This is a genomic window from Burkholderia sp. PAMC 26561 (assembly GCF_001557535.2).
Lineage (GTDB): Bacteria > Pseudomonadota > Gammaproteobacteria > Burkholderiales > Burkholderiaceae > Caballeronia.
This window is the reverse complement of record NZ_CP014306.1, coordinates 2,958,582-2,978,703: the sequence shown is the minus strand read 5'-3', so window position 1 is coordinate 2,978,703 and position 20,122 is coordinate 2,958,582. Positions and strand designations below refer to the sequence as shown.

General features: G+C 59.4%; 17 protein-coding genes. 7 read left to right on the top strand and 10 right to left on the bottom strand.

All coding sequences use genetic code 11. From position 1 onward, the window contains the following. Positions 1-8 precede the first annotated feature (8 nt). The 5 genes from hutC to AXG89_RS13705 are packed head-to-tail and all read right to left on the bottom strand — an operon-like array spanning position 9 to position 3,923. Entirely contained in the window at positions 9-782 is a 774-nt protein-coding gene (hutC, locus tag AXG89_RS13725) for a histidine utilization repressor (RefSeq protein ID WP_061999431.1), read from the bottom strand. A 4-nt stretch (positions 783-786) separates the two neighbouring features. Further along, positions 787-1,665 carry an amino acid ABC transporter ATP-binding protein gene (locus AXG89_RS13720; RefSeq protein ID WP_061999430.1) on the bottom strand — a complete coding sequence of 293 codons (879 nt, stop codon included), beginning with the start codon at positions 1,663-1,665 and terminating at the stop codon, positions 787-789. A 39-nt stretch (positions 1,666-1,704) separates the two neighbouring features. Next, positions 1,705-2,373, bottom strand: coding sequence for an amino acid ABC transporter permease (locus tag AXG89_RS13715; protein WP_062169957.1), 669 nt, complete (start codon positions 2,371-2,373; stop codon positions 1,705-1,707). 14 nt (positions 2,374-2,387) lie between these two features. Continuing rightward, positions 2,388-3,038, bottom strand: coding sequence for an amino acid ABC transporter permease (locus tag AXG89_RS13710; RefSeq protein ID WP_061999428.1), 651 nt, complete (start codon positions 3,036-3,038; stop codon positions 2,388-2,390). 51 nt (positions 3,039-3,089) lie between these two features. After that, positions 3,090-3,923 carry a transporter substrate-binding domain-containing protein gene (locus AXG89_RS13705; protein ID WP_061999427.1) on the bottom strand — a complete coding sequence of 278 codons (834 nt, stop codon included), beginning with the start codon at positions 3,921-3,923 and terminating at the stop codon, positions 3,090-3,092. A 317-nt stretch (positions 3,924-4,240) separates the two neighbouring features. On the opposite strand from AXG89_RS13705, the gene AXG89_RS13700 reads away from it, so the two are divergent. The 3 genes from AXG89_RS13700 to hisC are packed head-to-tail and all read left to right on the top strand — an operon-like array spanning position 4,241 to position 7,738. Further along, positions 4,241-5,212, top strand: coding sequence for an isopenicillin N synthase family dioxygenase (locus tag AXG89_RS13700; protein WP_062000850.1), 972 nt, complete (start codon positions 4,241-4,243; stop codon positions 5,210-5,212). A gap of 7 nt (positions 5,213-5,219) precedes the next feature. Further along, entirely contained in the window at positions 5,220-6,611 is a 1,392-nt protein-coding gene (locus AXG89_RS13695; protein ID WP_231941341.1) for an FAD-binding oxidoreductase, read from the top strand. After that, positions 6,611-7,738 (top strand): histidinol-phosphate transaminase, encoded by a 1,128-nt coding sequence (hisC, locus tag AXG89_RS13690; RefSeq protein ID WP_062169956.1) that lies wholly within the window; start codon positions 6,611-6,613, stop codon positions 7,736-7,738. The genes AXG89_RS13695 and hisC overlap by 1 nt, the downstream gene beginning before the upstream one ends. On the opposite strand, the gene AXG89_RS13685 is transcribed toward hisC, so the two are convergent. The 5 genes from AXG89_RS13685 to AXG89_RS13665 all read right to left on the bottom strand — a co-directional run bounded on the left by AXG89_RS13685 (position 7,735) and on the right by AXG89_RS13665 (position 12,724). Next, the gene (locus AXG89_RS13685; protein WP_062169955.1) at positions 7,735-8,403 is read right to left on the bottom strand and encodes an RraA family protein; all 669 of its coding nucleotides are present in this window, start codon (positions 8,401-8,403) and stop codon (positions 7,735-7,737) included. The two genes, hisC and AXG89_RS13685, sit on opposite strands and share 4 nt — an antisense overlap. A gap of 13 nt (positions 8,404-8,416) precedes the next feature. Further along, positions 8,417-9,439 carry an amidohydrolase family protein gene (locus tag AXG89_RS13680; protein ID WP_062169954.1) on the bottom strand — a complete coding sequence of 341 codons (1,023 nt, stop codon included), beginning with the start codon at positions 9,437-9,439 and terminating at the stop codon, positions 8,417-8,419. A gap of 21 nt (positions 9,440-9,460) precedes the next feature. Beyond that, positions 9,461-10,789, bottom strand: coding sequence for an MFS transporter (locus AXG89_RS13675; RefSeq protein WP_062169953.1), 1,329 nt, complete (start codon positions 10,787-10,789; stop codon positions 9,461-9,463). Positions 10,790-11,040: 251 nt separating this feature from the next. Further along, positions 11,041-11,925 (bottom strand): LysR family transcriptional regulator, encoded by an 885-nt coding sequence (locus AXG89_RS13670; protein WP_062169952.1) that lies wholly within the window; start codon positions 11,923-11,925, stop codon positions 11,041-11,043. 25 nt (positions 11,926-11,950) lie between these two features. Further along, positions 11,951-12,724 carry an IclR family transcriptional regulator domain-containing protein gene (locus AXG89_RS13665; protein ID WP_062170605.1) on the bottom strand — a complete coding sequence of 258 codons (774 nt, stop codon included), beginning with the start codon at positions 12,722-12,724 and terminating at the stop codon, positions 11,951-11,953. 324 nt (positions 12,725-13,048) lie between these two features. Between AXG89_RS13665 and shiA the strand changes: the two genes are divergently transcribed. The 4 genes from shiA to AXG89_RS13645 all read left to right on the top strand — a co-directional run bounded on the left by shiA (position 13,049) and on the right by AXG89_RS13645 (position 20,108). Beyond that, complete coding sequence (gene shiA / locus AXG89_RS13660) at positions 13,049-14,356, top strand: shikimate transporter (protein WP_062169951.1); 1,308 nt, start codon at positions 13,049-13,051, stop codon at positions 14,354-14,356. An 892-nt stretch (positions 14,357-15,248) separates the two neighbouring features. Continuing rightward, positions 15,249-17,141: a bifunctional sugar phosphate isomerase/epimerase/4-hydroxyphenylpyruvate dioxygenase family protein gene (locus AXG89_RS13655; RefSeq protein ID WP_062169950.1), complete on the top strand. Its 1,893-nt coding sequence runs from the start codon at positions 15,249-15,251 to the stop codon at positions 17,139-17,141. A gap of 116 nt (positions 17,142-17,257) precedes the next feature. Further along, positions 17,258-18,376, top strand: coding sequence for a 4-hydroxyphenylpyruvate dioxygenase family protein (locus AXG89_RS13650; RefSeq protein WP_061999419.1), 1,119 nt, complete (start codon positions 17,258-17,260; stop codon positions 18,374-18,376). A 403-nt stretch (positions 18,377-18,779) separates the two neighbouring features. Beyond that, positions 18,780-20,108 carry an MFS transporter gene (locus AXG89_RS13645; RefSeq protein WP_061999418.1) on the top strand — a complete coding sequence of 443 codons (1,329 nt, stop codon included), beginning with the start codon at positions 18,780-18,782 and terminating at the stop codon, positions 20,106-20,108. The last annotated feature ends 14 nt before the right edge of the window (positions 20,109-20,122 follow it).

Here is a 20,122-nt window from a genome sequence, read left to right as displayed (position 1 = left end):
GGTCGTTCTCAGCTCTGCCGCTGTAGGTTGTCGCTGCTGAAGCGGCATCCCAATCTGTATCGCGTGCCCGGATGCACGAAGCGCGCGAACGTCACCGCAACGTTGTTAGCCCACGTCCGCCGCACCAGCGTCAGGCACGGCTGATCGGGGCCGATCTCGAGCAAGCGGGCATCGGCGCGGGACGGCAGTTCGGCATCGACCACGTGCTCGACTTCATGTGCGGGCACCGTGTTGTACAAATACTCCGAAGGCCGCACCGTCGAGAAATCCTGCTCCAGAAAATGCGGTGCGACTTCCGGATTCACATACCGGTCTTCGAGTTGCACCGGCACCCCGTTCTCACGATGCACGCACACCACATGAAACACGGACGCACCAGGCGCCAGACCTAGCGCGGCGGACACATCGCTTGCGGCCGCCTCACGCACGGCAAGCATGATCGAATAACCGTACTCGTGACCTCTGGCACGAATCTCGTCGCCTATATGCGCGATCATCAGCAACGTGGACTGCGGCTTCTCTTCCGCGATGAACGTCCCGACGCCCGAAAAGCGCGTCAATACCCCTTGTTCCGTTAGCTCGCGCAACGCGCGGTTGATCGTCATGCGCGATACGCCCAGCTCGCCGACCAGCGTCATCTCCGACGGAATGCGGTCGCCCGGCCGCCATTCCCCCGAGAGAATGCGCGTGCGGATATGTTCCTTCACGCGCTCATAGCGCGCGAGTGGCACGGCTGTTTCCTGCGCTGCAGATGCTGGGTTCGAAAGCCCGTTTGTATTCATGTTTTTACATCCTGCTGGATTCTGTCAAGACCGGCATGCTGCCGGCAGCGGGGTCCTCACGACGCGTCCAGAACGCGTTCCTGTCGAGATAGTTTTGCAGAAACTGTCGAAGGCGTGGCTGCTGGGCGTTGTGAAACACGTCCTCGGGCGAGCCCTGCGCGGCAATCTTGCCATGATCTATAAACATGACCGTATCCGCAACCTGCGCTGCAAAACCCATTTCGTGAGTGACGATGACCATCGTCATGCCGTCGTTCGCCAGGTTCTTCATGACCTGAAGCACCTCGCCAACGAGCTCCGGATCGAGCGCGGACGTGGGTTCGTCGAAGAGCATGATGTGCGGTTCCATGGCGAGCGCGCGTGCGATCGCAACGCGTTGCTGCTGGCCGCCGGAAAGACGCGCGGGATGGTTGTTCGCACGATCGGCGAGGCCGACTTTGTCGAGCATGGCGAGCGCGCGTTTATGCGCTTCCGCCTTCGGAAGTTTGCGCACGCGCACCAGCGCTTCGGCGACATTTTCCATGGCCGTCATGTGCGGCCACAAATTGAATTGCTGGAACACCATGCCGACATTCCGGCGCACGCGGTTGATCTCGGCTTGGCGTGCGCGCACGCGTTTGCCGTTGCGCTCCGTCACATAACCCAGCAACTCGCCTTCGATGTAAATCTCGCCTTCGCTGTATTCCTCGAGGAACGCGAGTGATCGCAGCAGGGTGCTTTTGCCCGAACCCGACGGCCCGATGATGCACGTCACCTCCGACTTGCGCACGGCGAGCGAAACGTCGTCGAGTACCTTGAGCGTGCCGAAATGCTTGCTGACATGCCGGGCATCGACGAGATATTCAGCCTGCGCCGGCGTGTTGCCGATAATCGGTTTCTTCATGATTCAGCACTCACAATGAGGTCGGCGTTTTTAATGCGTTCATCGGGTCAGGAAACGGCCGACGCGCAATTCGACCCATTGCCCGGCGCGCGAAGCCACTTCCACCAGCACGAGATAACATACGCACAACGCGAGCAGCGTTTCGACAAACGCAAATTTTTCGGAGCCGATACCCGTCAGCACGAACGTCAGTTCCGGTACGGTAACAACCGACAACACCGCGGTCTCCTTGCTCAGCACGATGATCAGATTCGTCAGCGCCGGCAGGATGATCACGAGCATCTGCGGCAACTGTACGCGCATGATGACTTGCAGCCGCGTGAAGCCGAGACATTGCGCAGCCTCCATGTGACCGCGCGGCACCGACGTAAAACCCGAGCGGAACGCTTCCGCAAAATAGGCGCTGCCATACAGGCCCAATCCAACGATACCCGCCGTCAACGGTTCAAGGGATAACCCGAACGATGGGCCGCCGTAATACAGCACGAATAGCTGCACGAGAAACGGCGTGCCGCGAAAGACCTCTATATACGCGCGCAAAAAACCGCGCACCCACTTGCCGCAAAAAATCTGCAGCAACGCGATGGCGAATCCTATCGCCATGCCGATCAGCACGCCGCCTATCCACACGGCGATGGTCGTCGCGAAACCTTCGGCGAGGGCAGGGAGGGAATCGGTAAGGACCGATGGGTCGAAGTGAAGGGCCATGGCGTTGTCTATGCCTATGCCTGCGCGAGCCGGCGTTCCGCGCGATGCCCGGCGAGCGACAAGGCGCCGTTGATCACGAGATACACGAGCCCGGCCGCGACATACGCTTCAAGCGGCCGGTATGTGCTCGCTGCAATATTCTGCGCGGTGCGCGTGATATCGGCGACCCCGACGACCGAGATCAGCGACGAGGCCTTCACGAGCATCACCATTTCATTGACGAGCGACGGCAGTGTCGTGCGCAATGCCTGAGGCACCTGGATGCGCAGCACGGCATGCATGCGCGACAGCCCGAGCAACTGCGCGGCTTCGAGTTGCCCATGCGCAATCCCGATGAACCCGCCACGCAGAATCTCGGCGAGATAAGCCGCCTCGCACAAGGACACCGCTGCGGCAGCGGCGACGAGCGGCGGCACATTGATACCGATGAATGGCAAAAAATAGTAGGTCAGCAGAAGCTGCACGAGCAGCGGCACGCCGCGGAAGAATCCGACGTACGCACCGCCGAGCTTCGAGATGAAAACATTCTTCGAAAGCCTCGCGCTGCACACGGCGATCGCAACGACAAAGCCCACCACCAGCCCGACAAGCGAAATCAGGACCGTGGCTTGCGCGGCCTTGATGAGTAGCGGCAGGGCGTCCAACAATGCATGAAGGCTGAACATGTGCTGTCCGGCAGGGGATTCGAAGGCGCCACGGCGCCATCGGCTCCTGGATCAATAATTAGGCGTTGGCATGGTTGTCGGCGTATCCATGGTTACGCCGAACCACTTCTTCTGCAGTGCTGCGAGACGGCCGTCGCCATGCATCTTGATGATCGCTTTGTTGATTGCATCGATAAGCGGTTTGCTGTCCGGGTCCTTGCGGCCAAGGTAGGCGAAGAACACCTTCGTTCCGAACGGCGGCTGCACCACGGCAAAGGTATCCGGACGCTGACGCGCCACGTAGGCAATGTTCGGTAGCGAGTTACCCACGGCGACGATCCGGCCGGCAGCAAGGTCGGCATAGGCCTGGTTATTGTCGATGTATTCCCGAACGTTCGTTTTGCCCGGCAATGTCGCGACGTACTGCTTCAACTGGTCGAGTTGCGCCGAACCCTTGCCGCCGCCAACGGCTTTGCCGGCGACATCGGCGTTCGTCTTGATGCTCGTGTCGTTCGCGCGCTTGAGCAATGCAACCGTGCCATCCGCAATCGGCAGCATGAATTCGTAGCGTTCCATGCGCGCTTTGGTGATGGTCACGGGACCGCTGACAATGTCGAACTTCCCGGCTTCCAGACCTGGCAGCACGCTCGGCCAGGGCAAGTCGATCGAGCGAACCTTCACGCCCATTTCCTTCGCGAGTTCAGCAAAGAAGTCTTTATTGAAGCCCTGTTGCTGGCCGTTTTCCAGGAAGTCGAACGGCGCAAACTGCATTTCAGTTCCGACGACCAGTTCACCCGCCTTCTTGACCTTCGCCAACTGGTCTTCCGCGTGAGCCGAAACCGAAACCGCTGTCGCGACCAACGCGGCCACGAGCAAACGACCCTTCCACTTCGAGAACACATTCATTGTTGAACTCCCCTGATTTAAGAGCACCTGGCCTCATGGAGTTTGCGCAGGTGAGCAAGCGGATTGATGGGTGTTGGGTTGGCAGAAGCGCTGAAATCCGGATGGTGCAATTCAGTATATACCGTCAATTTGCGGTGCCAACCGTGTCAAAAATACTTCTTGAGAGGCAAGGTCGGCCTTGTAGGAAAGCGTGATCAAGTTCGAACAAACGCCGGGTTGCGCTCGCGTAATTGGCGGTATATACAGACGATGTTGCCGCGATCTTGATGTGCTTTCGCGGCTATGAACAGACGGTATTCAAATCTCTGGAGTCACGGATGAGATCGGCTTCCCACATTCCTGTCGTCGATATGGCGGCCGTTCGCGCGCATGACCCCGTCGGCTTGCGCGAAGCCGCTGCGGCAATCCGCGACGCCTGCACGAGCATCGGATTCTTCTATGTGAGCAATCACGGCGTGCCTGCCGATGTGCTCGACGGCGCCATTAAAGGTGCGCGCGAATTTTTCGCGCATGCGCCGGAAGTGAAGCGTCGCGTGGCGGTGAATCATCGGCATCGCGGCTTTAATGCGCTTGGCGATGCCGTCATGTATCAGGCGACCAAGCCTGATTACAAAGAGTTCTTCAGCATTGGCCTGGAACTGGCTGAGGACGATCCCAGCGTCCTCGCGGGCGAAGCATTGCGCGGTCCGAACAACTGGCCGGACTTCATGCCGTCGCTGAGACCGGCGTTGTATGGTTATTACGAAGCGATTGGTGCATGCGGCGCAGATTTGCTGCGCGCGGTCGCGGTGAGCCTGGATATAGACGAAGCGTTTTTCACCGATAAATACACCAAGCGCATGCAGCGCACGCAGATGGTTTATTACCCGCCGCAAGCGCCCAAATCCGACGCCGATCAGTTCGGCGTCGCGCCGCATACCGATTACGGATGCATCACGCTTTTGTGGCAGGACAACGTGGGCGGCCTGCAAGTGAAGGAGCTGGCGACCGATAGCTGGATCGACGCGCCGCCCATTCCCGGCACGCTCGTGGTGAACGTCGGCGATCTGCTCGCGCGCTGGTCGAACGATCGATTTCGTTCGACGCTGCATCGCGTGATCAATAGTTCGGGACAAGAGCGTTATTCAATCGCGACCTTCTACGATCCGACTTACGGCGCCCGTGTCGATCCCCGCGATCTCGGCTTGAGCGATACACCGCCACTGTATGACCCGGTCGCGGCCGGCGACTACATACTCGGCCGCATCAATGACTCGATGGGTTACAGAAAGAAACGCGCGAATGGCTGAACACGGAATGAACCAGATAGTACAAAAGTTGATCGATACACTGGGTCCGGCATCGGTGCGCACTGGCGACGCGATCGAGCCGCGCTATCTTGGCGACTGGAGCGGACGTTCGCCGGTGCCGCCGCTGGCGGTCGTGCTGCCGCGTTCGGTCGATGAAGTCGCGACCGTCCTGCGCCTTTGCAATGAAGCGCGTCAAAGTGTCGTGCCGCAAGGCGGCATGACAGGTCTCGCCGGCGGCTCGATTCCCACAGGCGGCGATGTTTGCATTTCGATGGAACGTCTCGTCGGCATCGAAGAACTCGACGAAGCGGCCGCGACCATGACCGTACTCGCCGGCACCACGTTACAGACCGTGCAGGAAGCTGCGCAGGCGGCCGGCTTCGAATTCGCACTGGATCTCGGCGCGCGCGGCTCGTGTCAGATCGGCGGCAATCTCGCCACGAACGCCGGCGGTATTCGCGTGCTGCAATCCGGCACGGCGAGAGAACAGGTACTTGGACTCGAAGTCGTGCTCGCCGATGGCTCCGTGCTCAGTTCCATGAACAAGATGGTCAAGAACAATACGGGTTACGACCTGCGCAATCTGTTCATTGGATCGGAGGGAACGCTTGGCATCATCACGCGTGCAGTGTTGAAGCTGAAGCCGCGTCGGGCGGCACGCAGCACAGCGCTTTGCGCGCTGAATGATTATGACGGCGCGGTTGCGTTGCTGCGGTCGCTGCAATCCACTTTCGGCGATGAAATCGGCGCATTCGAAATCATGTGGCCGGAGTTTTACGACTTCGGTGTGTCGCTGACGCAATCGAAGCAATCGCCGCTGGGCGAAGCGTATCCGGTGTATGCGCTGATCGAACAAGCCGGTTTCTCCGATGACCACGGCGAGCGGTTCGCCGCTGCGCTCAATGCGCAACTCGAGGCGGGCGTTGTGCTCAACGCGGTCATTGCGCAATCGCAATCCGAGACGCAAGCGCTTTGGGCGATCCGCGAAGCGACCGCGGAATTGCCGGTAAAACTGGAGCCGATCAACTTCGACGTGAGCTTGCCGATAGGCGCGATCGGTCATTTTGTCGATGCATGCCGGAAGGACTTTGGCGCACGCTGGCCGACGCATCGCGGGTTCTATTTCGGGCATATAGGCGACTCGAACCTGCATGTCACGCTCGATGCGCGATCGATACCCGGCGTGACGGTGGAAGAGGTCGATCACGCGCTCTACGGCATGGTCCGCGATTACAAGGGATCGATATCCGCGGAGCACGGGATCGGCTTGCTCAAGCGGCCATTCCTCGGTTATTCGCGCAGTCCGGCCGAACTTGCGTGCATGCGTGCGATCAAGCATGCGCTCGACCCGCACGGCATTCTCAATCCGGGCAAGGTATTGCCTGCGGAAGGTACTTGATGAGCACTACCGGATTTATCGACGGCATGCGTGCCGAAGTGCGCAACCTGCCTGCCTATAACGCGGGTTTATCGAGCGATCTCGTACGTGCGCAATATGGCGTGACGCATGTTGCCAAACTCGGCAGCAATGAAAATCCGCGCGGGGCCAGTGCGGCCGTCCTGGCACATCTGGCGCAGTGGACGACCGCCGCTTCACTTTCGCTCTATCCCGATCCATCATGCAGCGTCTTGCGCACGATGATCGCTGAAAAGCTGAACGTCGCTCCTGAGCAGTTGCTGTTCGGAAACGGCTCCGAAGACTTGCTTGCGATTGCAGCGCATACGTTTCTTGGCGCCGGCGATGAAGTGGTCACCGTGGTTCCGTCGTTTGGCTTGCATATCATTTATCCGCAGAGCGCTGGCGCGAAGGTGATCACTGTGCCCATGCGCGCCGATCTGGAATTCGATGTCGATGCGTTGATCGCGGCAATCTCTCCGCAAACGCGGATGGTGATAATCAGTAATCCGAGCAATCCGGTCGGTTGCGCGATGAACGCGAATGAGATGCGGAGGCTGTTGAGCGCGGTATCGCCGAATACGCTGGTTTTGTGGGACGAAGCCTATTTCGAATATGCCGCTGGCGAACACGGTTATCCCGACAGCCTCGCGATACTGCGCGAATCTGGTTTGCCGTGGCTGTTGCTGCGCACGTTCTCCAAGGCTTACGGGCTCGCTGGTTTGCGCGTGGGTTATGGCGTGGCTTCGGCGCCCGAACTCGCCGGCTTGATGGACCGCGTTCGCACGCCCTTCAACATCAATCAGATTGCTCAGGAAGCCGCGGCCGTTGCGTTCGCGGATCAGGCTCATGTTGCCGCGAGCGTCGAAGACACGCGTGCAGGGCGAACGCAAATGCATGCTGCGCTCGAAGCGCTCGGCATCAGTCCGGCGCGCTCTCTTGCCAACTTTCTCTTTTTCGACTGCGGTGAAGACGCTGCCGCGCTCGCCGCGCGCATGCTTGCTGATGGCGTGATCGTCAAGCCGTGGCGCGAAGCGGGCTACGAGACCTGCATGCGTGTATCCATAGGCAGCGCCGCCGATAACGCGCTGTTCATCGAATCGTTCAAGCGGCGCCGCGCATCGTTTTAGACAGCCATCATCTTTTTCTCCTGTGCCTCGATCCAGTCGCGATCGAAATGTCCCTCGGCGATGGAGCGCAGCGCAGCGGCTTCCTTGTCCGCCTGACGCTTCGCGCCTTCGATTACCGTCATTACATCGTCGGGGGAAATTGCAAGCACACCGTCCGCATCGCCAACGATGATATCGCCTGGATGCACTACCATGCCGCCCACGGTCACCGGCACATTGACCTCGCCAGGGCCGTTTTTATACGGCCCGCGATGGGTCGCACCGCGTGCATAGACCGGAAAATCGTGTGCGCTCAGCGCGCCGACGTCGCGAATGGCGCCATCGATCACGAGACCTTGCACACCGAGGCTTTCAGCATACGTCGCCATGATCTCGCCCATGAGCGCCTGCGTGAGTTCGCCGCCGCCATCGATCACGAGGACATCACCGGGGCGGCAAAAATCGAACGCGCGATGAATCGCGAGGTTATCGCCCGGACGGGTGTGGACGGTTACGGCCGTTCCGGCCATAGGCTTGGGCTTGTGATAGGGCAGAAGTCCTATCGTGCCGCTCGCACGCGCCATGTTGTCGCTTAACAGCGATACGGCAAGGCCGCGCAACGTCTCTAGCACTTCGGGACTTGCTTGCGGCGCGGATGCATTCCGGCGCCATCCAGGTTGATTCATGATTGCTCCTCCTTCAGGAAAACTGGCGGGTGATCTGATTCGAAAGGCGTGGATAAACGGCGCGCGCGTTGTCTTCAAAGATGCGCTGGCGGTCGGCGTCGGTGAGCCATTCGATGGCGTCGATATAACGGCGGGTATCGTCGTAATAATGGCCTGTCTCGGGATCGATGCCCTGGACAGCGCCGATCGTTTCCGATGCAAACAAAATGTTTTCTACAGGTATTACTTTTGCCAGCAAGTCGGTGCCGGGCTGGTGATACACGCAGGTATCGAAGAACACGTTCTTGAGCAGATAGTCCTTGAGCAAAGGCCTTTTCATGTCCTGCGCAAGCCCGCGGTAGCGTCCCCAGTGATAGGGAACAGCGCCGCCGCCATGCGGGATGATGAAGCGCAAAGTCGGGAAATCGGCGAACAGGTCCGCGGTCAGCAACTGCATGAATGCGGACGTATCGCCATTGATATAGTGCGCGCCGGTTGCATGAAAATTCGCATTGCACGACGACGAAACGTGGATCATCGCGGGCACGTCCAGCTCGACCAAGGCTTCATACAGCGGATACCACGAACGGTCGGTCAGCGGCAGTCCGGTCCAGTGGCCGCCCGATGGATCGGGATTCAGATTGCAACCTATGAAGCCAAGCTCTTCCACACATCGGCGCAATTCGGGAATGCAATTCGCAGGCGCCACCCCCGGCGCTTGCGGCAACTGGCATACACCCACGAAGTTGCGCGGAAAAAGCGCACACACGCGGTGAATCAGGTCGTTACTTTCTTGCGACCAATGTGTATTGGCATCGGCGCCGGCAAGGTGATGGCCCATGCCGGCTGCGCGCGGCGAGAAGATCGTGAGATCGGTGCCGCGCTCGCGCTGGAGGCGCAACTGTCCGCCTTCAATGCTCTCGCGGATCTGGTCGTCCGTGATGACCGGACGCGCAGGAGTCGGCAGGCCGTCCTTCAGCGCGGCGATTTGCGCAGCACGCCATGCCTCGTGTTCGGGTGGAGACGTCGTGTAGTGGCCGTGACAATCGATAATCATCGCTGGGTTCCAGATCAAGGCTTAATGAAGATGTCCCGCAGGGGTATCGCCGGCAGGCATCGCTTCGAGTTCGTCTTCAGAGGGCTTCACGCGCATCACCAGCGCAATGACAGTCGCCACGACAAGAAACGCTGCGATCGTCAGGAGCGCCAGCTTGAAGTTGCCCGTCGCGCTGCGCACGAGGCCGATGCTCCACGGGCCGACCAGTCCGCCGAATTGCGCGATGGTGTTGATCAGCGCGATGGTCGCCGCGCCCGCCGCGCCCGTTCTGAATGACGAAGCAAGGCTCCAGAACAGCGGATTGCCTGCATAGATGAAGAGGCCGGTCACGCAAAGCAGCGCATAGGCAATCACCGGATTCGGCGCGTAGGCGCTGCCTGCAATTGCAAGCGCGCTCATTCCATACACGAAGGCCAGATGCTTCTTGCGGTCGCCGGTTCTATCGGAACTGCGGCTGATCACGAGCGTCCCGACCACACCGAGAAGCGGCGGCACGGCCGAAAGAAATCCAACTTCCAAATTGCTCAAATGACCCAGGCTTTTCACGATCTGCGGCAACCACAGGAAGAGGCCATAGATACCCACGAGCGCGCAGCCGAAGAGACACGCAAGGCTCCAGACGCGGATATCGCTCGCGACGCGCAGCATGGGGAAGTGTTTATCGGCGCCGAGCGCTTCGCGTTCTCTCGCGAGCGTGGATTCGAGCCAGTGTTTTTGTTCAGGCGTGAGCCAGGCTGCTTCGGTCGGACGTTCTGTCATCAACCGCAGGGTCAGCAAGCCGAGCAGCATGGCGGGGACGCCTTCGAGGATGAACATCCATTGCCAACCTTGCAAGCCGAGTGGTCCGTTCGCGTAGGTCATCAGCGCAGTCGAGATAGGTCCGCCAAGCACCGCCGAAAACGATCCCGCGATGATGTAGCCGCCCACCGCCCGCGCCCGGTAGCGCACCGGGAACCACTTCGTCAGATAGACCGCAACACCGGGCAGAAAGCCCGCTTCCATCACGCCTAGCAGGAAACGCAGCACGTAGAAGCTGGATTCGCTGAAAACAAAAGCGGTAGCGGCTGCAACCGCGCCCCATGTCAGCAGGATCCGTGCGATCCAGAGCCGCGCGCCCAGACGATGCAGCAGCAGGTTGCTCGGTACCTCGAGCAGCATGTAGCCGAAGAAAAAGATGCTGCCTGCGAAACCGAACACGGCCGGGCTGAAGCCGAGCTGCTTGTTCATGTCGAGCGCGGCGAAACCGATGTTGATCCGGTCCAGATAGTTGAAGAACATCATCGCGAAGAGCAACGGCATGAGGCGGCCGTACACCTTGCGCATGGTCGAGCTTTCGATCGAGTCGATCATCAACGTCTCCTGTCTTTATTAGCGCCCGTGGACCGGGTGTCGTATAGGTGAATCGCTTTTTTGCGGACGGACGCATACGCACAGGGCGGTGCCCGCGTTGCTTCGATCAAGTCCGGAATGTGTTGGCGTGCGGGACAGCGAGCTGCGGCAAGATCGTGCATTGCACGGGATGCCTGACTGATGGAAGTGATGTTACGAACCCGGGCGCCGCGCGTCCAAGACCGTGTTTTTATCTTTTTATAATGATTTGCTTATAGTACGGGCGCGAGGCACTTCAGAAAGGCTTGGAGATGAGACGATGTATCGTCGCTTCGAAAGCTCGCTGAAAGCGTCGTCGTCTGCGACGCCAACGGTGCATCGAGGCGAAGGTAGACGACATCGGAACGACCGTGCCGTGCAACCGATTCACCCACGAACGTCACGCCCAGCCCGGCCGCAACCAGTGCAATCGCCGTCTGGATCTCGTAAGCCTGATGCGCGACATGCGGCGTCACGCCGGCATTGCGATAAAGCGATTCCACAAAGCGCGAATATAGTCCGTTTGAATGCTTGGGGTAGAGCACGAGCGGGGTATTGGCAAGTTGTGTGATGCGCACCGATTTCTTGCCCGCAAGCGGATGGTCCGGTGAGAGCACGACCGCGACCCGCTCGTGCAGAAGCGGCAGCGTGGTGCAGCCCGCAATGGCCTGCACCTGCCGCCCAATGGCGACGTGAATCCGCGTTTCGTGCAGGGCGTCGGTCTGTTCTTCGGTGAGCATCTCGAACAGTTTCAGCTCGACGTTCGGATACGCGCGATGAAACGCCTTGAGCGCGGGAGGCAGCACGCTATACATCGATGAACGCGTGAACCCTATGCCGAGCCATCCGCGCAAGCCGAGTCCGATTTCACGTGTGCCGAGCGCGACCTGATCGAACGATGAAAGGATCTGCCGTGCCTCGATGCATAGATAACTTCCCGCTTCGGTCAGCCGCAACGGACGGCTGCCACGATCCACGAGCTGTGTGCCGAGCCGTTCTTCAAGCGCGCGGATCTGCTGGCTGAGCGCGGGCTGCGCGACGTGTAATCGCTCGGCCGCGCGGCTGAAGTTGAGTTCTTCCGCAAGGACGACAAACGCATGCAGGTGCCGGAGATTCATGATGTCGGGGCTCGCTCAGACCACATCAAACAACGTTCAGCATGGCGAGCGCGGTCTCTTGCAGGTGATGCACCACTCGGTTGACGGCGGCTTCGGTGGTTTCGCGTCCTATCGGCATGTTGGTGCTGAGCGCCGCGACGACTTCGCCATGCCGGTCCTTCACCGGCACCGCAATCCCGCGCACACCAACCTGCAACTGCTGTTCGATGACCGCAAATCCATCGGCGCGCGCCTGACGGATCTTCTCCTGCAGCCGCACCTTGTTGGTCAGCGTATGGGGCGTGAACGGCGCGAGCGACGTGGTGTTGAGCCACTCGTGCACCGCGTCTTCATCAGGTTTGTAGGCGAGCAGCACCACACCCGGCGATGTCAGCGGCGCCGGCACTCGCGCACCGAGCACGAAGCCCGTTGACATCACACGCGAGGTGCCGTTGCGCGCGATGAACACAAGCTCCCATTCATCGAGCACGCTCATGTAGACCGACTCGTTGAGCGTCGCGCTGAGTTGTTGCAGATAGGGCTGAACGAGCTTGGGCAAGCGCGCGGAATCGAAGTACGACCAACCGACTCGCAGCACGCGCGGGGTGAGGCCAAAGAGCTTGCCGTCGCTTTCCACATAGCCGAGATGCTCCAGTGTGAGCAGATGCCGGCGCGCGGCCGTGCGCGTCATTCCCGTGCGAGCCGCGGCCTGCGTCGGGGTCATGCGTGCATGGTCGCTGTCGAAAGCCTCGAGTATTGCAAGACCTTTTTCGAGCCCCGCGATCCAGTCGCGTTTGTCGAGAGGCGGTCGTTTGGTCATAAGCATCAATCCTAAATCCGTGCGATCAGTGATGGCATACGAGCGATTATCGCTCACATGAGCGCGTTGATGTTTCACGCACTCATAATGCAGAATCCGGATGGCGCGCCTCGCGGACGCCGTTCCAGGCCCTAGTGCTAACCCGATAAACAATCGCTGATCGCACATTCTCGTTCGATAATCGCGTTCACATCTATAGAAACCGTTGCCCTGCAAAAGACGCCATCCTATGCTTCATCCACTCCGGAACCGATCGACTCGCTTACGCGAGCAGCATGAAAAAAACATCGGACAGTCAAACCAATACATATCAGAGACAACGCAATGACTATCGCAATCCAGCCTGTCGGCGTCGCGAGTGTGGACCTCGATAAAAGCCGCGCCCGCAAGGCGGCACTCGGCAGTTTCGTAGGCGCTGTGGTCGACTGGTATGACTTCCTGCTCTACGGGATCATCGCGGCGATCGTGTTCAACACCGAGTTCTTTCCGAAAGTGAGCCCGGCCATGGGCACGCTCGCAGCGTTCGGCACCTTCGGCGTGGGTTTCCTGTTCCGGCCGCTGGGCGGCTTCGTGTTCGGGCACTACGGCGACAGGCTGGGCCGCAAGCGCATGCTTGTGCTGACCGTGATGATGATGGGTTTGTCGACGGCGATGATCGGTTTGTTGCCTACGTTCGCGTCCGTCGGCTGGTGGGCGCCGGTGATGCTGATCACGTTGCGTGCGATTCAAGGTTTTGCCGTGGGCGGCGAATGGGGCGGGGCAGCATTGATGGCCGTGGAAAGTGCGCCGAGCAAAAAGAAGGCGTTCTATAGCAGCGGCGTGCAAGTGGGTTATGGCGTTGGGCTGATTCTCGCGACGGGGATTGTCTCCATTCTCAGCCAGACCATGGACGATGCCACTTTCAAGAGCTGGGGCTGGCGCATTCCGTTCGTGTTCAGTGTCGTGCTGGTGCTGATCGGGTTGTGGGTTCGATCGAGCATGGAGGAGTCGCAGGAGTTCGTGCACAAGGTCATCGAAAAGGGACAAAAGCCCAAACGCCTGCCGATCTTCGAAGCGCTGCGCCAGCACCCGAAAGCGTTCCTGCTGATCATTGCGCTGCGTCTTGCCGAGCTTTTCACGATGTATATCGTCACTGCATTCGCGCTGAGTTATTCCACGAGCAACCTCGGCATGCCCCGGCAGTTTTTCCTGAACATCGGGTTGCTGGTGGGCGCCGTCAGCATTCTCACCATTCCGTGTTTTGCAATACTCGCTGACCGCTTCGGGCGCCGGCGTATCTACATCATTGGCGCGGTGATCGGCATGTTGAGCGCGGTGCCGTTCTTTCTTGCGCTCGATGCACGCTCGACCGTCTGGATCGTGGTCTTCTCGGTGATGCTTGCGAACATTGCGCATGACATGGTCGTGAGCGTCCAGCAGCCGATGTTCACGGAGCTATTCGGCACTGAATATCGTTATAGCGGCGCGGGCGTGGGGTACCAGGTGGCTAGCGTGGTGGGAGGCGGGTTTACGCCGTTCATCGCGGTGGCGCTGGTGAATTTCGCCGGGGGTTCGTGGCACCCGGTGGCGGCGTATCTCGCCATTGGATGTGCACTGTCGGTGGTCGTTGCCGCGAAGATGAAAAAGACCTGAGGTTTAGGGGCTTGCGTGATCGTGATTGGCGTCAGGGTTGTGTGTGGAAGAGGTGGTGTGGGGGTGATGCCGGGTTGCTGCTATTTAGGCTACCGCGCGGTTTGTTTTGGCTGATTTTTTTAGCACTTTTAGCCACTGTCCGTGGCGGGACTTCATTTCTTTTTCCAACGGCGAAAAAGAAACGAAGCAAAGAAAACGCCTCTCCACCGAGGGCTCATAAGTGTCCCAAGCGTGCACTGACAACTGTTTGGTACTTCAGAAAAACGCTCGACGCCGGACTTAAGAACACTTGAAACCCTTCCCCTCCGTAAACGGCAACCCACACGCTTCGCCACCAGTGTGGGAATCCGCTAATCAGGCTTCCGCGCTGCGCGCGCTAGCGCCCAAACGGAGGAATTCGCTGTACTGGTTCCGTTGTACCCGTGCTTACCTGGGACCACCGGTGGCAACGTGTCGGGCAAGTTCAGAGTGCTGTAAGGCCGTTATGGGCTCAACCCGTTGTTATACCTGGACCAGGTTTCCGTATTGACTGCCACAGTTACTGGTGGCGAAGCGTGTGGGTATCTGTTGACGGAGGGGGAGGGTTTCAAGTGTTGGTGGTTATGGCGTCGAGCGTTCTTGTGAAGTACCAAACAGTTGTACATGCACGCTCGGGACACTTAAGAATTAGCGGTTGGAAGGCGTTTTCTTTGCTTCGTTTCTTTGTCGCCGTTGGACAAAGAAATGAAGTGCCGCCACGCACAGTGGCTAATAGTGTTAAAGAAATCAGCTAGAACAGACCGCGCGGTAGCGTAAGAAGCAACAACCCGGCATCACCCCCGCCCACTGTACCGAACCCCGCGACTCAAGCGCCAGCATAAAAAACCGCCCGAACAACCACCCCGAGACTTCCGTGCAAAGATCCATCGCCACAGTATCCATCAGCGGTACGCTCATCGAAAAGCTGAAAGCCATCAGCGCAGCCGCCTTCGACGGTGTCGAAATCTTCGAAAACGATCTCCTTTACTTCGACGGTTCTCCCGCTGACGTCAAACGCATCTGCGCCGATCTCGGACTCAGGATCATGCTGTACCAGCCGTTCCGCGACTTCGAAGGCGTCAGCGCCGACAAACTCGCGCGCAACCTTGAACGCGCCCGCCGCAAGTTCGACCTGATGCATCAACTGGGCACGGATCGCATTCTGGTCTGCAGCAATGCATCACCAGATACGATCCGCGACGATGCGCTGATCATCGATCAGCTTGGAGAGTTCGCCGACCTTGCGCGCGCCGAAGGCGTGATCGCAGGTTACGAAGCGCTCGCGTGGGGCCGGCATGTCAACTCCTACAAGCACGCATGGCGCCTGGTCAATACGCTCGATCACGCCAACCTCGGCCTGATTCTCGATAGCTTCCATACGCTGTCCATAGGCGATTCGCTTGATGAAATCGCCAGCATCCCCGCCGATCGCATCACGTTCGTGCAGATCGCCGATGCCCCCAGAATGGCAATGGACGTGCTCGAATGGAGCCGCCATTACCGCTGTTTTCCCGGGCAAGGCGATCTGGATGTGACGGCCTTCACGCGTGCAGTGCTGGCATCGGGTTACGCGGGACCGTTGTCGCTTGAAATCTTCAACGACGGCTTTCGTGCCGCGCCCAATGCGGCAACTGCTGTGGATGGTTATCGTTCGCTGCTCTTTCTCGAGGAGCAATGCGCGGGGGCATCGAAGGAGACGTTGTTCCATCCGCCGGCCGCGCCTGCGCACGCAGGCTTCCAGTTTCTCGAATTCGCCGTCGATGCAAACAGCGGCCGGACGCTCGCACAATGGCTCGAACGCATGGGATTTCGCGCAGCGGGGCGGCACCGGTCGAAGCAGGTGACGCTCTACGTGCAGGGCGACGCGAGCATTCTGCTCAACGAAGAGGCCAACTCGTTTGCGAGCGAGTTTCATGAGGCGCATGGGTTGTCCGTGTGTGCATCGGCGTATCGGGTCGACAATGCCGCGCAAGCCTTCGAGCGCGCAGCGGCATTCGGCTTCGTCCCGTTTTCAGGCAGGGTGGGGCCGAACGAACGTGTGGTGCCGAGCGTGCAGGCGCCGGATGGAAGCCTGCAATATTTTGTCGATGAAGCGCCCGGCGAACCCACGCTTTACGAAACCGATTTCAATCTCGGCAATATCGAAAGCAGGAGCGGTGCGGATCCGCTGCAGTGTATTGACCACGTTTGCCTGAACATCCCCGCCGATACGCTCGACACGTGGGTGCTGTACTTCAAGGCTACCTTCGGTTTTGATGCAGAAGCTTCCGTGCTCTTGCCGGACCCGTACGGCCTTGTCAGAAGCCGGTCGCTGCGCAGCCGCGACGGGTCTGTGCGGATCGTGCTGAATGCGTCGGCAGACCGGCATACATCGGTGGTTGAATCGCTCTCTAAGTACCACGGCTCGGGGCTCAATCACGTCGCGTTCGCGACCCGCGATATCTTTGCGACCGTCGCTGCGTTGCGTACGCAAGGCGTGCCATTGCTGCGCATTCCGCGCAACTATTATGACGACCTGCAAGCCCGTTTTGGATTCGACGATACGCAGATCGAGCGCATGTGCGAGGGCGGCATCCTCTATGATCGCGATCCCGATGGCGGAGAGTTTCTACACGTTTACACGGAGCAATTCAACGAACGCTTTTTCCTCGAGATCGTGGAACGCCGTGGCGGCTACGAAGGATACGGCGCGGCGAACGCGCCCGTGCGCCTTGCCGCCCATGCGCAGCGGCGCGCGCAGGCATGGGGACACGTGCAGAGAGTTTGACGCCTCGCCGCCTGAGGCGATAATCTGTTCACGCGCTTGCTGCGACTGGACATCGGACATTACGGATGACCAGGCCTCAGGCGAATGTGACCGGACTTTCTCTGAGGTGATTTTCGATGAACAACGATGCTTCCCTGCCTGGCGCTGCCTCGGCGCAAATGCTGCAGGGCGACAACCCCCTCGGCGTCGCCGGCCTCGAATTTGTCGAGTTTTCCAGCCCGGATCCTGACCGGCTGCGTGCGCTCTTCGAGCAACTCGGTTTTACGCAGGTTGCCCGCCATATCAGCAAGGACGTCACGCTGTACCGGCAAGGGAACATGAATTTCCTTGTCAATGCCGACGACGATTCGTTCGCCACCCGCTTTGCGCAGACGCATGGCGTGGGCATATGTGCAATCGGCCTTCGCGTGCTGGATGCGCCTATCTCGCACGAACGCGCCGTCGAGTTTGGGGCCTGGGATTTCGAAGGCGAACGGCTTGGACCCAACGAGTTGATGATTCCCGCGATCCAGGGCATTGGCGACTCGCATATTTATTTCGTGGATCATTGGGAGGGCCGGGACGCGCCACCGAGCGAGAAAGCGAAGTCCATCTACGACATCGATTTCAAGTGGCTCGATGCACAAACCACAAGATCTGCATTGCATGACAACGACGCAGGGCTCGTCAAGGTCGATCACTTTACGCAGACCGTTGGGGCTGGCCGGCTTCCGGACTGGCTGGAGTTCTATCTCCAGGTGCTCCATTTCAAGGAGATCCACGCGATACATCCCGACTGGAAAGTCGCACAGGATCTGCCCGTGATCGTCTCGCCATGCCAGACGTTCAGCATTCCGGTGTATGAAGAAGGCACGTATCGTACGAGCCTGATGCAGGACTATCTGCCCGATCACAGCGGCGAAGGCGTGCAGCATATCGCGCTGGCATCGAAGAATATCTTTGCTTCCGTCGACATCTTGCGTGCACGCGGCATGCGCTTCGTGCAGCCGCCGGCGAAATACTACGAGCAACTCGATGCGCGCTTGCCCGGTCATGGACTGGATGTGGAGGCATTGCGCTCACGCGGCATTCTCGTCGATGGCCGTATAGCCGAGGACGGCAAGCCGTTGCTCTTCTTGCAGACTTTCATCCAGCACGAGGCCGGGGACATGTTCTTCGAAATCGTGGAGCGGCGCGGCGGGGAAGGGTTCGGCGAAGGGAATCTGATTGCGCTCGGGAAGGCACGAGAAGTCTGATTCGTCAACGTCGAGCACCGTCTAGTGCAAACCCGAATAATGCGCGATTACCGAACGAATGCGTTCGATAAACATACGTGTTTTCTAATATTCCGTTGCCCGGACTCGGCCTTCGCTCTATTGTGACGACATACCGGCACGGCTAACAAGCGGCGAGTGATCAACAAGGCACTCGCACATGCAGTGCCTTTTTCCGTAAGCAAGAAATCAATTTAATAGATTAGGAACGCTGATCAAAGTGTCCATCAAGCGTTATAGCGGCAGTTTTCAGCAACGGCTTCCAGCAGTGAGCTGCGGCGTAGGTATCATCACCGCTTTTAATGGGCGGACCACCGGTCCAATAACATCGCTCGCGCATAAAACCGCAGGGCGGGATCCAATATTTTGATTCAGGAGACGCGTCATGCAAGACGTTCACCAATCCCACGCGGTTCATACGGCCGCGCCGGCCGCAGTTCGCACACGGTCGCGCACGCGCTTCGTGATCCTCGCGCTGCTGGCAGTCGGTACGATGATCAACTATCTGGACCGCACGGTCCTCGGCATTGCAGCGCCGACCATGACGAAGGAGCTCGGAATCGATGCGGCCGTGATGGGGATCGTGTTCTCCGCGTTTTCATGGACATACGCGCTGGCGCAGATCCCGGGCGGCGTTTTCCTTGACCGCTTCGGCAGCAAGGTCACCTACTTTCTCGCGCTGACGTTCTGGTCGTTCTTCACGCTGATGCAGGGTTTCGCCGTCGGACTCAAGTCGTTGCTGCTGTTTCGCTTCGGGCTCGGCGTCAGCGAAGCGCCATGCTTCCCGGTCAACAGCCGCGTGGTCGCTACATGGTTCCCGCAGCATGAGCGGGCACGCGCCACGGGCATTTATACCGTTGGCGAATACCTCGGCCTCGCGTGTTTTGCGCCGGCCTTGTTCTGGATCATGGGCAACTTCGGCTGGCGCTCCTTGTTCATTGTGGTGGGCGTAATCGGCATTGTGTTCGGAATGGTCTGGTGGCTGTTTTATCGCGAGCCGCATGATTCGAAGTCGGTGAACCAGGCTGAGCTCGACTACATTTCCGCGGGCGGCGGCCTCGAGCCGGCGGGCGGTCAGCAGACCATGGCTTTCTCGTGGGGCAACGTCGGCAAGCTGCTCAAGCGCCGTCAGATCGCGGGTGCATGCCTCGGGCAGTTTGCGGGCAACACCACGCTCGTATTTTTCCTGACGTGGTTCCCGACCTACCTAGCCACGGAACGTCACATGGGCTGGCTCAAGGTCGGCTTCTTCGCGGTGATGCCGTTTCTTGCGGCGGCGGTCGGCGTGATGTTCGGCGGATGGATCTCCGATCTTCTGCTCAAGCGCACCGGCTCGGCCAACATTGCACGCAAGTTGCCGATCATCTTCGGTTTGCTGGGGGCATCGACGATCATTGCGGCGAACTACGTCAGCAGCGACGCCCTCGTCATCACCATTCTCTCGATCGCGTTCTTCGGGCAAGGCATGGTCGGGCTCGGCTGGACGTTGATCTCGGATATCGCGCCAAAAAATCTGATGGGACTGACGGGCGGCATCTTCAATTTTTGCGCGAACCTTGCGGGCATCGTTACGCCGCTGGTGATCGGCCTGATCGTGGCGAAGACGGGCTCGTTCTTCTACGCGCTGTCGTACGTAGGCGCGGCGGCGCTCGTTGGCGCGCTGTCGTACATCTTCATAGTCGGCGACGTTCGCCGCGTTGAAATTGCAGACTGAGTGTTCCGCAGTTC

What these genes read in the sequence shown, in the direction of transcription:
- hutC (WP_061999431.1), bottom strand. Translation starts at nt 782, where the DNA reads ATGAATACAAACGGGCTTTCGAACCCAGCATCTGCAGCGCAGGAAACA.
- AXG89_RS13720 (WP_061999430.1), bottom strand. Translation starts at nt 1,665, where the DNA reads ATGAAGAAACCGATTATCGGCAACACGCCGGCGCAGGCTGAATATCTC.
- AXG89_RS13715 (WP_062169957.1), bottom strand. Translation starts at nt 2,373, where the DNA reads ATGGCCCTTCACTTCGACCCATCGGTCCTTACCGATTCCCTCCCTGCC.
- AXG89_RS13710 (WP_061999428.1), bottom strand. Translation starts at nt 3,038, where the DNA reads ATGTTCAGCCTTCATGCATTGTTGGACGCCCTGCCGCTACTCATCAAG.
- AXG89_RS13705 (WP_061999427.1), bottom strand. Translation starts at nt 3,923, where the DNA reads ATGAATGTGTTCTCGAAGTGGAAGGGTCGTTTGCTCGTGGCCGCGTTG.
- AXG89_RS13700 (WP_062000850.1), top strand. Translation starts at nt 4,241, where the DNA reads ATGAGATCGGCTTCCCACATTCCTGTCGTCGATATGGCGGCCGTTCGC.
- AXG89_RS13695 (WP_231941341.1), top strand. Translation starts at nt 5,220, where the DNA reads ATGAACCAGATAGTACAAAAGTTGATCGATACACTGGGTCCGGCATCG.
- hisC (WP_062169956.1), top strand. Translation starts at nt 6,611, where the DNA reads ATGAGCACTACCGGATTTATCGACGGCATGCGTGCCGAAGTGCGCAAC.
- AXG89_RS13685 (WP_062169955.1), bottom strand. Translation starts at nt 8,403, where the DNA reads ATGAATCAACCTGGATGGCGCCGGAATGCATCCGCGCCGCAAGCAAGT.
- AXG89_RS13680 (WP_062169954.1), bottom strand. Translation starts at nt 9,439, where the DNA reads ATGATTATCGATTGTCACGGCCACTACACGACGTCTCCACCCGAACAC.
- AXG89_RS13675 (WP_062169953.1), bottom strand. Translation starts at nt 10,789, where the DNA reads ATGATCGACTCGATCGAAAGCTCGACCATGCGCAAGGTGTACGGCCGC.
- AXG89_RS13670 (WP_062169952.1), bottom strand. Translation starts at nt 11,925, where the DNA reads ATGAATCTCCGGCACCTGCATGCGTTTGTCGTCCTTGCGGAAGAACTC.
- AXG89_RS13665 (WP_062170605.1), bottom strand. Translation starts at nt 12,724, where the DNA reads ATGACCAAACGACCGCCTCTCGACAAACGCGACTGGATCGCGGGGCTC.
- shiA (WP_062169951.1), top strand. Translation starts at nt 13,049, where the DNA reads ATGACTATCGCAATCCAGCCTGTCGGCGTCGCGAGTGTGGACCTCGAT.
- AXG89_RS13650 (WP_061999419.1), top strand. Translation starts at nt 17,258, where the DNA reads ATGAACAACGATGCTTCCCTGCCTGGCGCTGCCTCGGCGCAAATGCTG.
- AXG89_RS13645 (WP_061999418.1), top strand. Translation starts at nt 18,780, where the DNA reads ATGCAAGACGTTCACCAATCCCACGCGGTTCATACGGCCGCGCCGGCC.